Source organism: Actinocrispum wychmicini, assembly GCF_004345645.1.
In the GTDB taxonomy this organism is placed as follows: domain Bacteria; phylum Actinomycetota; class Actinomycetes; order Mycobacteriales; family Pseudonocardiaceae; genus Kibdelosporangium; species Kibdelosporangium wychmicini.
Map to the genome: position 1 here is coordinate 163,006 of NZ_SLWS01000014.1, position 14,690 is coordinate 177,695.

General features: G+C 67.9%; 11 protein-coding genes. 2 read left to right on the forward strand and 9 right to left on the reverse strand.

Features of this window, described 5'->3' with window-relative positions:
• Nucleotides 1–77 precede the first annotated feature (77 nt).
• Entirely contained in the window at nucleotides 78–638 is a 561-nt protein-coding gene (locus EV192_RS45745) for a TetR/AcrR family transcriptional regulator (protein WP_243727492.1), read from the forward strand.
• Here the strand turns inward: EV192_RS45745 and EV192_RS45750 are convergent.
• From EV192_RS45750 to EV192_RS45790, 9 genes are all read right to left on the reverse strand, one after another.
• A complete protein-coding gene (locus EV192_RS45750; protein WP_132125030.1) occupies nucleotides 627–4,388 on the reverse strand; it encodes a CHAT domain-containing protein in 3,762 nt (1,253 codons plus the stop codon). The genes EV192_RS45745 and EV192_RS45750 overlap by 12 nt on opposite strands.
• Nucleotides 4,389–4,425: 37 nt before the next feature.
• Nucleotides 4,426–6,174: an FAD-dependent oxidoreductase gene (locus EV192_RS45755; protein WP_132125031.1), complete on the reverse strand. Its 1,749-nt coding sequence runs from the start codon at nucleotides 6,172–6,174 to the stop codon at nucleotides 4,426–4,428.
• Nucleotides 6,174–8,072: a maleylacetate reductase and hydroxyquinol 1,2-dioxygenase domain-containing protein gene (locus EV192_RS45760; RefSeq protein WP_132125032.1), complete on the reverse strand. Its 1,899-nt coding sequence runs from the start codon at nucleotides 8,070–8,072 to the stop codon at nucleotides 6,174–6,176. Before EV192_RS45760 ends, EV192_RS45755 begins: the two co-directional genes overlap by 1 nt.
• Before the next feature lie 68 nt (nucleotides 8,073–8,140).
• Complete coding sequence (locus EV192_RS45765) at nucleotides 8,141–8,995, reverse strand: AraC family transcriptional regulator (protein WP_132125033.1); 855 nt, start codon at nucleotides 8,993–8,995, stop codon at nucleotides 8,141–8,143.
• A gap of 18 nt (nucleotides 8,996–9,013) precedes the next feature.
• Entirely contained in the window at nucleotides 9,014–9,727 is a 714-nt protein-coding gene (locus EV192_RS45770; protein ID WP_132125034.1) for an ABC transporter permease subunit, read from the reverse strand.
• Nucleotides 9,724–10,671: an ABC transporter ATP-binding protein gene (locus EV192_RS45775; RefSeq protein WP_132125035.1), complete on the reverse strand. Its 948-nt coding sequence runs from the start codon at nucleotides 10,669–10,671 to the stop codon at nucleotides 9,724–9,726. Before EV192_RS45775 ends, EV192_RS45770 begins: the two co-directional genes overlap by 4 nt.
• Entirely contained in the window at nucleotides 10,668–11,534 is an 867-nt protein-coding gene (locus EV192_RS45780; RefSeq protein WP_132125036.1) for an ABC transporter permease, read from the reverse strand. Before EV192_RS45780 ends, EV192_RS45775 begins: the two co-directional genes overlap by 4 nt.
• The gene (locus EV192_RS45785; RefSeq protein ID WP_132125037.1) at nucleotides 11,527–12,438 is read right to left on the reverse strand and encodes an ABC transporter ATP-binding protein; all 912 of its coding nucleotides are present in this window, start codon (nucleotides 12,436–12,438) and stop codon (nucleotides 11,527–11,529) included. Before EV192_RS45785 ends, EV192_RS45780 begins: the two co-directional genes overlap by 8 nt.
• A 108-nt stretch (nucleotides 12,439–12,546) precedes the next feature.
• Nucleotides 12,547–13,959 carry an LVIVD repeat-containing protein gene (locus EV192_RS45790; RefSeq protein WP_132125038.1) on the reverse strand — a complete coding sequence of 471 codons (1,413 nt, stop codon included), beginning with the start codon at nucleotides 13,957–13,959 and terminating at the stop codon, nucleotides 12,547–12,549.
• A 113-nt stretch (nucleotides 13,960–14,072) separates the two neighbouring features.
• Between EV192_RS45790 and EV192_RS45795 the strand changes: the two genes are divergently transcribed.
• Nucleotides 14,073–14,684 (forward strand): DUF305 domain-containing protein, encoded by a 612-nt coding sequence (locus tag EV192_RS45795; RefSeq protein WP_207926771.1) that lies wholly within the window; start codon nucleotides 14,073–14,075, stop codon nucleotides 14,682–14,684.
• The last annotated feature ends 6 nt before the right edge of the window (nucleotides 14,685–14,690 follow it).

Consider the following 14,690-nt stretch of genomic DNA (forward strand, 5'->3'; position numbering starts at 1 on the left):
CCTTGTTGACAGCAAGTTGTATATCCGTCTGTAAACAACCGTACTTGTATACTCACTGGTTAACAAGAGGAGGTGGCGTGGTCCAGCGCATGCCGAGGGTGGAGCGCCGCGAGCAGATACTCGACGCGGCCACCCGAGCCTTCGCCCGTTCCGGTTACACGGCAACGGGTCTCGACGACGTGGCCGCGGAGGCAGGCATCACGCGCGTCCTGCTGTACCGCCACTTCGACTCCAAGAACGACATGTACCGAGCCGTCCTGGAGCGCGCGCGACTTCGACTGCAGGAACAGTTGGGATCCGACGGGTACCACGCCGAGACCATCCCCGCCCTGCTGCGCGCGGCAGCCGCCGACCCGGACGGCTTCCGCCTGCTGTTCCGCCACGCGGCCCGCGAACCGGAGTTCCGCGACGTGATCGACACCTTCCGGTCCCACTCCCGCGATGTCGCGTACTCGTACCTGATGGAGATCCCGCACGACGCCATGCGCGACTGGGCCGCCCGGCTACTCCCCACGGTCACCCTGGAGGCAGTGCTGACCTGGCTGGACGCCGGCCAACCCGACCCGGACCGAGCACCGGACCGGATCAGAAAAATCGTCCAGGCCGTCATCCAGGCCACCGCGGAGTCAAGCTCCTGAATGCAAGTAGGCAGCCCAGAGGGATGGGCTGCCGGGCAGTTTGTCGCGCAGGGAGCGGACCGTCTGATGCAGGGCGTACGCAGCACGACCGACGTCGAGGTGTCCGGTGCGGGGGTCGCGCAGTGCGCGGTAGAAGTGGCTGGCGACCTCTACGGCGACCTTGTCGTCGACTGCCCACAGAGTGCCGATGACGTGGGGAAAGCCAGCGAGTTGGAACGCTGACGCGAGATGGATGGCTTCGTCGAGGAACCCGCCGGCTGTGCTCAGAGCGGTGTCGCACGCTGACAAGTACGCCAACTGCGCGCGATCGAGGTCGACCGGGTCGAGGTGCGCCACGGTCAGGGGTGCCTCGGCGTGGTCATGCAGCAGGAGCCGACTGGCAGCCGGCTCGGTGGGGTCGTGGGTGCCGTGGCAGGCGAAGTGCACGATCGCGTGCGAGGGAAGTTCGTCCAGCACGCGGCGGGCAGTGGGAAGGTCGGTGGCGACTGCCTTGGTGTCATCCGGCGTCGTGCCGTCGGGGTCGGGTTCGATCAGTGTGAGCGGATGGGGCAGGAGGGTGCTGAGGATCTCGGCTTCCGCGCGGACATGTGGCAGGTGTCCGTTGCCCGGCAGCCCTGGTGTGGTGGGCATGGCGACAATCAGCGAGCGGTTCGGCGGGTGGTTGGCGACGCCAGATCGACGGGCGTGCCGCAGGGCGCGGATTGTCGGTGTGTAGGACGACACGACCCGGTCCATGACAGTGCGCCGCTGGGGCGTGTCCGGGTCGGTGTGGTGGCCGGCCGCGTGCAGCGGCAGCAGACCGAGCCGACCGCCAGGGGCCCACCAGAGACGTGGCCATTCGGTGATGTCGCCCGATGGAGTGCCGTGAAATCCCAGGGTGTCCAGCACCGGGCCGGCAGCGTTGTCCCACAGCCACGCGAGGACGGAGTTCAGCGTGTCGCGGGCACTCGATCCGGTGGAGACCGCCTCGATCTCCCGGTTGACGACATGGGTGGCGAAGTCGAGGCTGGCCGCCGCGGGCAACGCCTGGTGGAACGCGGTGACCTGATCGATCAGAGCCTGCTCGGTCAACCCGGGCAGCTCCAAGGACATGATCCGGTCGCTGGTGAGGATCAAGGCGTCGCAACGCTTGCTGGCGATGTTGAAGGTCACCACAGGCCCGTCGGCGGCCTCGGCCGTCAACTCCTGACCGGTCGGCGGCAGGCCGAAGGTGGCGAATCCGTCCAGAGTCCGAATACTGCGCAGGGTCGTGGCCAGTTCCTCGGCCAGCGCGATGCGGTCGGCGGCGTCCTGCTGGTCGACGGCGCCGGACTGGCCAGCGGCGTCGGACAGTGCCGTGAAGAGCTCGGAGGGAATCTTTCTTCGGCCCGCTACGGGGTCGGTGTGCACTGTGTCCCTGGTGTCCTGGTCCAGGTGATCTCGCAGTTCGGCGAAACGTGCGGCCAGATCGGGGTGTGCCTGGCGCAGATCGGCGAGGTCGCTGCGAGTCTCCAGGCTCTGGCTGAGCAGGACCGCTCGGCCGGTCTCGAGCAAGGCCAGGGCGCGCTCGGCACGCCGTGGAGCAGGCGTCGTCGTGTCCGCCAAGACCGTTGCGGCGGCGTGGTTGGCGAGACCGCCGATGCGGGAGACCCAGACCTGCCGGTCCGCACGGCGCAGGCGGCGCGGGGCCACCTCGGGCAGCAGACGGACTGCGGTTTCCCACCAATCCGCCGCACCGGCCAGGTCGTTCTTCCGCTCGGCATAGAAAGCCGCGTTTCTGGCGGCGTCGATCCGCACGGATGGTTTCGCCGAATCAACCCGCGCCGCCTCGGCGAAGGCACCCAGAGCATCGTCCAGGTCGGCCGCGACGGCGGTGTGCTCGAAGCGTGTCCTCAACGTGAGGCCGAGGTTGTACAGCCAGGATGCCCGATCGGGGTGGTCTGCCGGGGTGGCGTCCACGGCTTGCCGGCCGACAGCTACGGCTTCGTCCAAGTCACCCGGCATCCCGGTCTGCTCGAACAAGTCCCCGAGGACATTGCCGAGGCCGCTCAGCCGCCCCGCCCGGTAGGGGTGATCCACGGGGGTGGCGTCCACGGCCCGGCGACCGGCGTCCACGGCCTCGTGCAAGTCATCCAGCACCCCGGTTCGCTGGAACCGCACGTGCAAGGCCGTGCACAGGCCCGACAGCAGTCCTGCCTGGCCGGGGTGGTTGGCCGGGGCCTCGTTCACCGCATCGCGTTGGCAAGCCACGGCTGCGTCCAGATCAGTCAACGTCCCGAACAGCTCGAACCTGTCCCTGAACGTCGCAGCGAGAAGTGACAGCGCTTCTACACCTTCGGGTTGACCGATCCCGGTGGCAACCCACGTCTGCAGCGCGGCGGCTATGGACTCGTCCAGGTCGCCCAGTGCTCCGATTCGCCTGAACCGCGTCAGCAACGCGGTACCCAGATTCCTGAACAACACCACCTGACTGGGGTCATCGAGCGGGGCAATGGCAGCGGCCCGCCGGCACACGTCCACAGCCTCGTCCAGGTCACCCAGCACCGCGGTCCGCGCGAACCTGGTAAGCAACGCGCTTCCCAGGTTTCCCAGGTAGAGCGCCTGGTCGAGGTGGTCGGCTGGGGTGGCGGCCACGGCCCGGCGCATGATGGTCATGGTCTCGTTCAAGTCACTCAGCACCCCGGTCCGCGCGAACCGAGCCCGCAAAGTGATGCCGAGGTTCGACAGTCGCCTTGCCTGGTCGGGATGGCCGTCGGGGGTGGCGTCCACGGCTCGGCGGCCGGCATCCACGGCCTCCGCCAGGTCACTCAGCACTCCCGTCCGCACGAATCGAGCTCGCAAAGTGACGCCGAGGTTCGACAGTCGTCCTGCCCAGTCCAAGTCAGGGGTGGGGTTGACGTTCATGACCTGGCGCGCGCAATCTACGGCTTCGTCCAAGTCATCTGTTGCGCCTGTCCACTCGAATCGGGTCCGCAGTGCCGGACCGAGATTCGACAGGGCCAGTAATCGGATGAAGTGATGGGTCGGACTGGCGTTCACAGCTTGGCGTCCAACGTCGATGGCCTCATCCAAGTAGTCCTTCGCGCCCGACCGCTCGACGGAGTCCCTCGTACGGCGCGCCCGCTCGAACCGGGCCATCAACATTCCCACGAGATTCGACAGTGCCATTGCCTGAACAGGCTCGTCAGGGGGAGCGGTGTGCTCAGCACGGCGGCTGACGTCCACGGCCTGGCGGGTGACATCCACAGCTTGGTCCAGCTCGTCCAGCACCCCGGTCCGATCGAACCGGCCCTTCAACGCGGCACCGAACCGCACCAACGCGATCGCCCGGTAGGGGTGGTCGTCCGGGATGGACTGCAGAATGCGTGACCATTGACCGAATGAGACGGAACCCGCCTGTGGATCTTCAGCGGGACTCTCCTGAACGAGGGCCGCCAAGGCAGTGAGCGTCGCCCGATATGCCAGGTGCGGCAACAATGCTTCGGGGAGGTCGGCCATACCGGCAAGGAAGCACGGCGTCAGCATCTCCAGCACCCGATCCCGCGCACCGCCGTCCGGTTCGTGCGGCAGGGCGCGGAACCGGTACCAGTAGAACCATCCCAGGACGTACCGGGCCGGGAGATCGGTTCCCGCCGCTTCGTCGAGCGAACCGGCGAGCAGGTCCGCCTGCCTCAGCGCGTCGGCATCGAGGATCCATGTGACGCTCGGTTCCTCGGTGACCAGGCGCACGCGCCGCGACATCTCTTCGAGCAACGCCTCCCGACCGCCCATCTCAGCTCCCCTGCTGGACTACTACAACACTGCGGAGCTATCTGACGGACGGCGCGGGGACAAGATCCAAAACAGGCACAAGCGCGGCTGTCAACTGGTTGTACGCGTCGTGTTGGGTGTCAGCGCGCCAGGCGATGTAGCCGTCCGGGCGGACCAGGAGAGCGGCTTCTTCCGACAGGCGGGTGAGTCGGGTCCAGTCGCCGTAGGCGTCGCGGGCGTCCGCCGAGCCGATTCTCGTTACGCGGAGCGCGATGCCCAGGAGGTCGCTCACTTGGTGGGCGGCTGGTGCCCATTCGGTTCCGGCGAGTCCTGTGAGCACCGTGAACTGACCGCCGCCAACCAGGTCCAGAGTGGACACTCGGCGGCCGTTCGGACCGACCAGCCAGGCGTGGGGGAGTTTGGCGCCGGGCTGGGCGGACGGGTGGTGGCGGAGTTCGTCCAGTTGTTCGGACGGCAGTGGGTTGATTACGGCTGTCGAGACGTACCGTTGGTCCAGTTCCACGCCGTGGGCGTTGAACTCGTAGTTCTTCAGGGTGATCGCGGCTTCCAGTTGACGACGGCGGTGCGCGCCCTCTGGGGTTTCGGCGAGACAGGCGGCCAGGCCTTGGTCGATGCCGGCTGGGGAGGTGTCGCCGGTGATTCCGAGGGCTTCGAAGATGGGGCCGAACTGGTCACGGCTGAGGTTGGCGCGGTCGACCACCTGTTTGCCGACTGGGGCTCGCTCGGCCGAGTAGGTGTCCAGCAGTGCCGGGCCGGCTTGGCCGCGGACCACCATCGCCAGTTTCCAGGCCAGGTTGTAGGAGTCCTGGATGGATGTGTTGGAACCGAGGCCGTTTGATGGTGGGTGGCGGTGGACGGCGTCGCCCGCGCAGAACACTCGGCCGGCCGAGTAGGCGGTGGCGTAGTTGTGGTTGACCGTCCACAGTGATGTCGAGGTGATCGCCACGTCCAGGTCGGGATCGCCGACCAGGTCACGGACGATCGCGACCGCCTCCTCGCGGGTGACCTCCGGTGGCGGCTTGCTGATGTCGTAACCCCACACCAGCAGCCATTCGTTCCACGGGCGGACCATCCGGACCAGGCCCATGCCGATTCCGCCCATGTGCGCGCCCGGCCGCATCACCCAGTAGAGGACGCTCGGCCGGTGCGCCACGTACCTGCTCAGGTCTGCGGTGAACGTGATGTTCATGCTGCCCGCCTTGCCGGTCTGCCCGGCGATCGGCAGGCCAGCCTGCTCGGCGACCTTGCTACGGCCGCCATCCGCGCCGATCAGGTACCGGGCCCGAACCTCGTACGAGTCATCCCGGACACGGTCCCGCAAAAGCACAGTGACGCCAGAGGAATCCTGGGTGAACGACAGGAACTCGGTGTCCATCCGGACCTTCGCGCCACGCGCGGCCGCGTTGGTGACCAGGATCGGTTCGAGGTACGTCTGCGGGAGGTCGATCAGTGGGCACGGACTGGCGGCCCGGTATTCGGTCGCCGACCGCGCACCCGTGCCCCAACTGGTGATCCGACCGAGTTCGGCGCCGGCGAGGGACGTGCACAACACCGTGTCGCCCATCAGTTCCTGAGGCGTACCACTGGCCAGAGCCTCCTGCTCGACGCCGAGGTCGCGCAGGACCTCCATGGTGCGTTGGTTGGTGATGTGCGAACGTGGCGTGTTCGCCAGCCAGCCGTACTTGTTCACCACAAGCGTGCGGATGCCGTAAGTCGCCAGAAGCAACGCGGCGGCGCCACCGGCCGGGCCGGTGCCGACCACCACCACATCGGTGTCGTACGTCATCAAACCCCCTGGGAGACACGGAACACGAAGTCCACCTTGCGCCACGAGTCGACGGCCCGACCGTCGGGTGTGGGTCCCTGCTGCTCAACGAAGTCCACGATCAGTCCGTCCTTCACCCCGAACACGGTGTCCGAGTCCAGATACTCGCCGCCCTGGACGAACAATTGCGTGACCAGCGTGCGGAAACCGGGTTTGGCGATCATGAAATGGACGTGTGGGGCGCGGAACTGGTGCCGGCCAGTGGCCGTCAGCATCGCTCCGACCGGCCCGTCGTCAGGGATCGGATACGCCGCGGGCAGGATCGTCCAGAACGTCAGCCGGCCGTCGGCGTCCGTGCGGAACCGAGCACGCAACACGGGACCGTCGAGGTCAGGCAGTTGCACGTCGTAGAAGCCGTCCTCGTTGGCCTGCCAGACATCCACGGTCGCGTCCGACACCGGCGTTCCGTGCGTGTCGACGATCCGGACGTCCACCCACAACGGAACACCCGGCAGGCCCTCGGCGATGTCCACACCGTGCGGTCGTGCTGGCGGTCCGTCCACATAGAACGGTCCGAGCACCGCGGACGGCGTGGTGTCCGGCGAACGCGAGTTGGTCAGCAGATCGACCACACTGGACACCCCCAGGGTGTCCGACAGCAGGATGAACTCCTGGCGCGTGTCGCTGGAGATCTGTCCGGTCCTGGTCAGGAACGTGATGGCGGACAACCATTCCGACTCGGTCAGGTCGGTCCGTACGGCATACGAGTGCAAGGTCCTGACCAGGTCCTGAAGCAGCACACGCAACCGCGGCGGGGCGTCGTCGAAACTCGCGACCACCTGGGCGGTGAGCTTCGGGACAGCCGAGCCGCCCTGCGGCCGTTCGCCGGTCCACGCCTCCTCCAGCACACGGAGGACCCCGTCGGCAGTGACCTCACGCGGGTTCGGATACGGCTGAGCCGTCGCGAGTTCGGCTGCCCTAGGCAAGTCATCAAAGGCCATTCCCAGCTCTCGCAACGAAGTCGGGCCGCCCAAGCGGACGATCAAGTCGTGGACGCCACCGGGTGCGTCGTCCACGCCGAGCGCCTCAGCGATCCGCCGCATCACGTCCGGTGCCGCGGCGGCGTTGTACGCCATCACATGCGGCAACACGACGGTGTGCGTCTCCGCATGCGGCATACCGAACGAGCCGCCGAGCGTGTGGCACAGCTTGTGGTGCAGACCCATGCCGACCGTGCCCAGGCACGTGCCTGCCAGCCACGCGGCCTGCAGGACGTCCGATCTGGCCGACACATCCGACGGATCGGACACGATCTGGGGGAGCCCGCGGGCGAGCCGACGGATCGCCTCCAACGCCAACTGGTCGGTGATCGGGTTCGCGTCGGCCGAGTACAGCGCTTCGACCGCGTGCGCCAGGGCGTTGACGCCGCTGGTCACGGACATCGCCACCGGCAGGGTGAGCGTCAAGTATACGTCGTACACAACGACCTCCGGCAGGATCGCCGGCGACCGCTGGGTGGTCTTGCGGCCGTCCGCCGTCTCGCCCAGCACCGGCGTGGCCTCGGAGCCCGCGTACGTGGTGGGCACGGCGATCTGCGGGACGTCGGTCCGCAGGGCCAGCGCCTTGCCCAGGTTGATCACGGAACCGCCGCCGAGCGCGACGACGCAGTCGGCCGCCGAGTCCCGCAGTTCGGCCATCGCCTGCTCGGTGACCTCGACCGGGGTGTGCATGACGGCGCCCTCGAACCTGGCCACCAGCAGCGGGCCGAGCGCCTGCTCGACGGCCTCGGCATGACGGCCGCCGGACAGCAGCAGGACGCGCGTGGCACCCAGCCTGCGGACGTCGAGATCGAGGTGCCGTACCGCGCCGGGCGCGAACACCACCCGGGCCGGACCGGCCGTGTAGCTGAATGACGTCATCCACCGAGTATCGGACCGGGGCTCCTGGTCCGCCTGCACGATCCTGCTGAGTGCACTGCATGAAACGCTCAGCCGTGCCGCAGCGCCCCCGGGGTGGTGCCGAGCTGGGCGCGGATCACCCTGGTCATGTGCTCCTGGTGGGTGAACCCGCACCGGGCCGCGATCTCCGCGATCGGCACCGAACTCGTCCGCAGCAGCAGTTCGGCCTGCCGGACCCGCATCCGGAGCAGGAACCGGTGCGGTGCGACGCCGGCCGTCGCCTTGAACTGGCGGGAGAACTGGCTCACCGACAGGCCGGCGACCCTGGCCATGTCCGCCAACGGCACCGGTTCGGCGATCCGGTCCGCCAACAGGTCCCGCACCTGGGTGAACTGGCGTTCGGACAAGCCGTTCGAGTGAACCGCACGGGCCTTGCGGGTCGCGCTGTGCTCGCGGACCAGACGAGTGGCGAGCAGGGAGGTCAGCTGGTCGACGTACGTGCGCGCACTGGGCTCCCAGTCCCGCGCGGTCGTGTCCAACGCCAGCGCGAGCTGCTCGACCAGCGGATCGTTGACACCCAGTTCCTCAGCCAGTTCGACCGGCCCCTCGTGCACGTCCTGGACAGCCGTGTCGGCCAGGTAGACGTGCAACGTGTCCAGCGGGCCGCACAGCTCCACGGCCAGGTCACCGTGCGCCGGCTGGAGGAAGAGGCCACCGGCCTGCACCCGGCGTGGCGCCGCGCCGCCCCGGCGGACGGCCACCGGACCGGCCAGGTGCAGGATCAGCTGGTGCGTCCTGGCCGGCGCGAACGTGGCCTGGAACGGCTCCTCGTGCTGTTTGGACACGAACACGTGCTCCCAGCCGAGGCCGGCGCTGGTGCGTTCCGGCTGGATCCATGGCAGCGCCAGGATGCCGTTGGTGTCGGCAACGCCCAGCTCCGCCATGGATCCAAGGATAAAGGGTCAGCTCGTCTCGCCGGTCAACGCGAACGACCGCAGCCGGGACGTGGCGACCACGGTGCCCAGCGCGACGAACGCCGCCGCCAGGATGGCCGCGGTGAGCGGCGCGACGTCCGAGTTGAGCAGGTTGCTGGGCGACAGACCGTCGGCGAGGCTCACCGCGTACTGCTGGATGCTCAGCACCCGGGCGCCGCTGACGAACTTCACCAGCAGGTTCTCCCACAATATGATGTAGATCAGGCCGATCGCGACCGGCCGGCGCGACATCAGGCTCAACGCCAGGAAGAACGCGGTGTACGCGAGCGCCCCGACTGCCGCGCCCAACGCCAGCCCGACGGCGAACCCGCCGGTGGAGACGAGCAGGCCGGCGACCGCCAGCGGGACGGCCGTGGTCACCGTGGTCACCACCCACGCCACCACCAGCTTGGCGGTGATGATCTCGCTGCGCGGCACCGGTTTGGCCAGCACGTGGGTGATCGTGCCGTCCTCGATCTCCAGGCCGAGCACGCTGCTGCCGACGATCAACGCGGTCAGCGGCAGGATCACCCCCATGCCGAGGTCGCCGAGCACGTTCGGGGCCCACTGGTCGACCTCGACACCGGTGCTCGTGCCGATCAGGGTCAACCCGATCAGCACCACCGGCATGGGCAGCAGCAACAGGATCCGGCGCCGGCCGAGCAACGCCCGTGCGGTCAGTCCGGCGATCGTGAGGTTCATGACGCCACCAGGTAGGAGAAGACGTTTTCGAGGGACTCGTCCGACGGCAGCACGGCCGTCAACCGGATGCCTTTGTCCCGCGCGACCTTGCTGAGCGTGCGGGTGAACGTGCCGTAGTCGTTCGCGCGGACCTGCAGGCCGGCTGGTTCCAGCTCCACCCCGGACACCGACTCCAGTCCCATCAGGAGGGTCGCGAGCACGCGGTTGTCCGACGACTGGATCATGAAGACGTGCGGCCGGTTGGTCATCAGCCGCCGGATGTGCCGGTAGTCGCCGGACGCGGCCAGCCGGCCGGCCACGATCACCTGCACGGTCCCGGACAGCTGCTCGACCTCCTCCAGGATGTGCGAGCTGAACAGGATCGTCCGGCCCTCGTCCGCCATCCGGTGCAGCAGGTCCATCATGTGCATGCGCTGACGTGGGTCCATGCCGTTGAACGGCTCGTCCAGCAGTAGCACCGACGGGTCGTGCACGAGGGCCGCGGCGACCCGCGACCGCTGCCGCATTCCCTTGGAGTACGTGGAGATGCGGCGGTCCTTGGCGTCCTGCATCTCGACGATGCCGATCGCCCGCTCGGCCGCGGCCGCCGGGTTCGGCAGGCCGTGCAGCTTGGCGCTGGCCAGGACGAACTCCCACGCGGTCAGGTAGCCGGGGACGCTCTCCCGTTCGGTGACCAGGCCCAGGTCCCGGTACACGTCCGGGTTGCGCCAGGCGGACTGTCCGCCGACGGTGACCGTGCCCTGCGACGGCGGCAGGAACCCGGCCATCATGTGCAGCACGGTCGTCTTGCCGGCGCCGTTCGGGCCGAGCAACCCGGTCACGCCGGGGCCGATGGTCAGCGTGACGTCGTTGACCGCCACCACGTTCCCGTACCAGTGCGAGACCCCGGTGAGCTCCACTGTGGACTCAGTATTGACCTTCCGGTCCACGACAACGGTGGTCATGCGTTCACCTTCTTGTATCGCCACATCACCAGTGCGGTGCCGAGGGCGGCCAGCAGGACCGCGACGACGCCGTAGACCGGGCCGTAGCCGCCCACTTCCACGGTGAGTCCGTTGGTCTGGCCGAACAGCCACATGTCGACGCCGTTGATCAGGTTGACCGGGTTCAGCAGACCGGCCAGGTACCGGCCGTCGCCGTGTCGCCCGAAGTGCTGCAACGCGCTGGAGATCGGCGCGGTCAGCAGGAACACGCCGATGATCAGGCCGGTGGCGAACACCCGCCGGCCGGTCAGCGCCGCGAGCGGCAGCGCGATCGCCGCGATCACGATGGAGTGGATGACGGCCGCGCCGACCCCCGGCACAAGGTCGCCGAACTGGTCCATGACGCCGCCGAAGCCGTCCTTCGTGCTGAACGACGTGCCGATGACCATCAGCAGCAGCGGTCCCGCGTACATCACGAACGCGGCCGTGGCCAACGCGCCGAGCTTGGCCAGCGCGTAGTCGGTCCGGTGCGGCGGCCGGGAGAAGTACAGGGGCAGTGCCGTGTTCCGCAGGTCCCGCGAGACCAGTTCGGGCGCCACGATCGCGACGAACGCGGTGATCGCGATCGAGAACGTGGACACCAGACCCACGTAGCTGACCGGCGGCTCAGGCAGTTGGCTGCCGACCACGACCAGGATCAGCGACGCCAGGTTCGCCAGGGCGAACAGGCCGATCGGCAGCAGCTTCGCCTTGGCGGTCCGGCCGATCCCGAACGCCGTCCGGACACTGTGGACGTAGATGGACCAGGTCGAGTACCGGCGGCCCAGCCGCGCCCCCTCGTACCGCTGGTATCCGATGTCATGAATGACACCCGCCTCAGACATGGCTGGCCTCCTCCCGGAACAGGTCCGCCACCTGGTGACGGTGTTGCTCGAGCCGGTGCAGCGACAGGTCCAGGTCGGCCACCGCGTCGCGGATCGTGTCGAACGTGTCGTCCCCGGCCAGGGTCACCATCAGCACCCGGTCCTTGCGGCGGACCGCGAGACCGGCGCCGCTGAGCTGGGCCGCGAGCGCGTCCTCACCGTCGTCGACCTCCACCATCAGCATGTCGCTGTGCTGGGTCATCGAGGACAGCGACGCCGACCGCAGCAGCCGGCCGCCGTCGATGGCGACCAGGGCCGTGCAGATCCGCTCGATCTCCCCCAACAGGTGCGAGCAGACCACCACCGAGATGCCGAACTCGGTGCCGATCCGGTGCACCAGCGCCAGCATCTGCCGGCGGCCCTCCGGGTCGAGACCGTTGGTCGGCTCGTCCAGCAGGAGCAGCTCCGGATCGTGCACCATGGCCTGCGCGAGCTTGACCCGCTGCTTCATGCCCGTCGAATAGCCACCGATCTGGCGGTAGCGCTCCTCGTACAGGCCGACGTGCCGCAACGTCTCGGAGGCACGCTCACGGGCGGCCGCGGGCGGCAGCCCACTGACCCGCGCCATGTGCGTGACGAACTCCGCCGCGGACATGTCCGGCGGCAGGCAGTCGTGTTCGGGCATGTAACCGACCTGAGCCCGGACGATGTCGCCGTCCACGAGCGGGTCCAGCCCCAGGACTCGGATGCGGCCGGCGGTCGGCGTGAGCAGGCCAAGGGCCAGCTTGATCAACGTGCTCTTGCCGGCCCCGTTCGCACCGACCAGGCCGACGATGCCGGGTTCGATGGTCACCGTGAGGTCGGCCAGCGCGGTCACCTTGCCGCCGTACCGCTTCTCCAGTGACTCGGTCTCGATGAGGTTCACGGATGATGACGGTAGAGGTGCCGGCGTCGCCGGACATCAGGTACGGCCCCTGGAAAAGGTGCCGGGCCGCCCCTAGGGGACGGCCCGGACCAGGCGATGCCTCGAACGCTACCAGTTGTGGTGCTGGGTCTGCGCGTTCATGTCCCTGAGGTGCACGAACTTGGCCGTGAACACCCGCGGGTCGGTGATCTGCAGGACGTCCAGTCCTTTTTGGATGTCGTTGGAGTAGACGTACCCGTTGTAGTAGTAGGCCGACCAGGAGCCGCCGATGATCGCCTGGGTCGCCGACAGCGGGCCGCGCTCCCAGAACCCGATCTCCTTCGGATGGGCCGAGTCGGTGAAGTCCCACACCGACACGCCGCCCTGGTACCAGGCCTGCACCATGATGTCGCGGCCGATGACCGGGATCAGCGAGCCGTTGTGCGCCACGCAGTTCTCGGTGTCCGTGTTCGGCCGGGGGATCTTGTAGTAGCTGCGGAACTCGAGCTTGCGCTTGGCGCCGCGGCCGGTGATGTCGTAGATGCCGTCCGCGCCGCGTTCCTGGCCGATCGTGGTGTTGCAGGTGGCCCGCCCGCCGCCGCCGAGCTCGTCGGTGAAGACGACCTTGGTGGCGTCGTTGTTGAAGGTCGCCGAGTGCCAGAACGCGAAGTGCGCGTTGTCCTCGACCCGGTCGATCACCTTGGGGTTCTCCCGGTTGGAGATGTCGAAGATGATGCCGTCACCCATGCACGCGCCCGCCGCCAGGTCCTTCGACGGGTACACGGTGATGTCGTGGCAGCCGGACGTCGTCGACACGGTCGGGCCCGGCCACGGCAGCGGCGCGCCCGGGTTGCCGCCATCCGGGAACAGCACCGGCTTGGCGACCACGGCTGCGGCTGTCGGGTCCTTGAGCGGGACCTTGATGATCGAGATGAAGTCGTGCGGCGGCAAGCAGTCCGGGAACGTCGCGTTCGGGGCGTACGACGACACGTACAGGTAGACGTTCCGGCCTGTCTTGTCCGGCACGAGGGTGTGGGTGTGCGAGCCGCAGTCCGTCTCGACCGCCGCGATGTACTTCGGCGACCGGGCGTCGCTGATGTCGAAGATCTTCATGCCCTCCCAGGCCTGCTTCTCCGAAGCGGGCAACGAAGTGCTGTTGCACGAGGAGTCGCTGCGGGACGAGTCGGTCGACACGAACAGCAGGTTCCCGAACACCGACACGTCGTTCTGGGAGCCAGGGCAGGAGACCTGGCTGAGGATCCTGGGTTTGCGCGGGTTGTGGATGTCGTAGATGGTGAAACCGTTGTAGTTGCCGGCGATCACCTTGTCCCCGGTGAACGCCAGGTCGCTGTCCAGTGCGTCCAGGGTGTCGAACGGCGCGTGTTTCGGCACGTTCGCGACGTCCCGCACGTTCCAGCTGTGCCTGATCTGATCGACTCCTGGGATCCCGTCGTCGGCGGCCGAAGCCGGGGTGCCCAGCACCACCGACAAGCTGACGACCACCGTGCCCAAGAGCGCGAGCGTTCTGCCACTCGACTTCACGGCAGCTCCTCCACGCGGAAGTTGGTAAATCACAGTATGAGGAGCGGTTTACTCACAGACAGCATCCGAAAGTAGGGAAGCGCCTGGTGGGACGTCCGGTAGCGTCAACAGCCGTGAGGTCCATCGGGGCGTGCGTGACGATCTCTTTACTCGTGTTGTCCGTTCTCACCGGATGCACGGCGGCGTCCTCGGCGGACAAGCCGGACGTGATCGTCCCCGGGCTCCCCGGCGAACCGGCCAGGACCCTGCCGGCGGACAAAGCCAGTGCCGCGCAACAGAAACCGGCGTTCAACGAGGCGGACGTCCGCTATGTGACGATGATGATCGCGCACCACCAGCAGGCGATCGAGATGACCGCGCTCGTGCCCACCCGAGCCGCAAGGGACGAAGTGAAGGCCATCGCCAGCCGGATCGCCGACACCCAGGGGCCGGACATCAAGGCGATGCAGGCGTGGCTCACCAAGGTCAAGGCACCCGCACACGAGATGCGGGACCCGATGCCCGGCATGGCGAGTCCGGACCAGCTCGCCGCGTTGCGGGCGGCGAACGGTCCGGACTTCGACACGATGTTCCTGCGCCTGATGACGACGCATCACGAAGGCGCCATCACGATGGCGGCGGATCTGCTGCAGACGGGATCGGACGTGTTCGTCGAGGAGATGGCCCAGGACGTGCTGGCCACCCAGCAGAAGGAGATCAGCCAGATGAAAGCGATGCTCGGCTGAGCCTCT

What these genes read in the sequence shown, in the direction of transcription:
- EV192_RS45750 (WP_132125030.1), bottom strand. Translation starts at nt 4,388, where the DNA reads ATGGGCGGTCGGGAGGCGTTGCTCGAAGAGATGTCGCGGCGCGTGCGC.
- EV192_RS45755 (WP_132125031.1), bottom strand. Translation starts at nt 6,174, where the DNA reads ATGACGTACGACACCGATGTGGTGGTGGTCGGCACCGGCCCGGCCGGT.
- EV192_RS45760 (WP_132125032.1), bottom strand. Translation starts at nt 8,072, where the DNA reads ATGACGTCATTCAGCTACACGGCCGGTCCGGCCCGGGTGGTGTTCGCG.
- EV192_RS45765 (WP_132125033.1), bottom strand. Translation starts at nt 8,995, where the DNA reads ATGGCGGAGCTGGGCGTTGCCGACACCAACGGCATCCTGGCGCTGCCA.
- EV192_RS45770 (WP_132125034.1), bottom strand. Translation starts at nt 9,727, where the DNA reads ATGAACCTCACGATCGCCGGACTGACCGCACGGGCGTTGCTCGGCCGG.
- EV192_RS45775 (WP_132125035.1), bottom strand. Translation starts at nt 10,671, where the DNA reads ATGACCACCGTTGTCGTGGACCGGAAGGTCAATACTGAGTCCACAGTG.
- EV192_RS45780 (WP_132125036.1), bottom strand. Translation starts at nt 11,534, where the DNA reads ATGTCTGAGGCGGGTGTCATTCATGACATCGGATACCAGCGGTACGAG.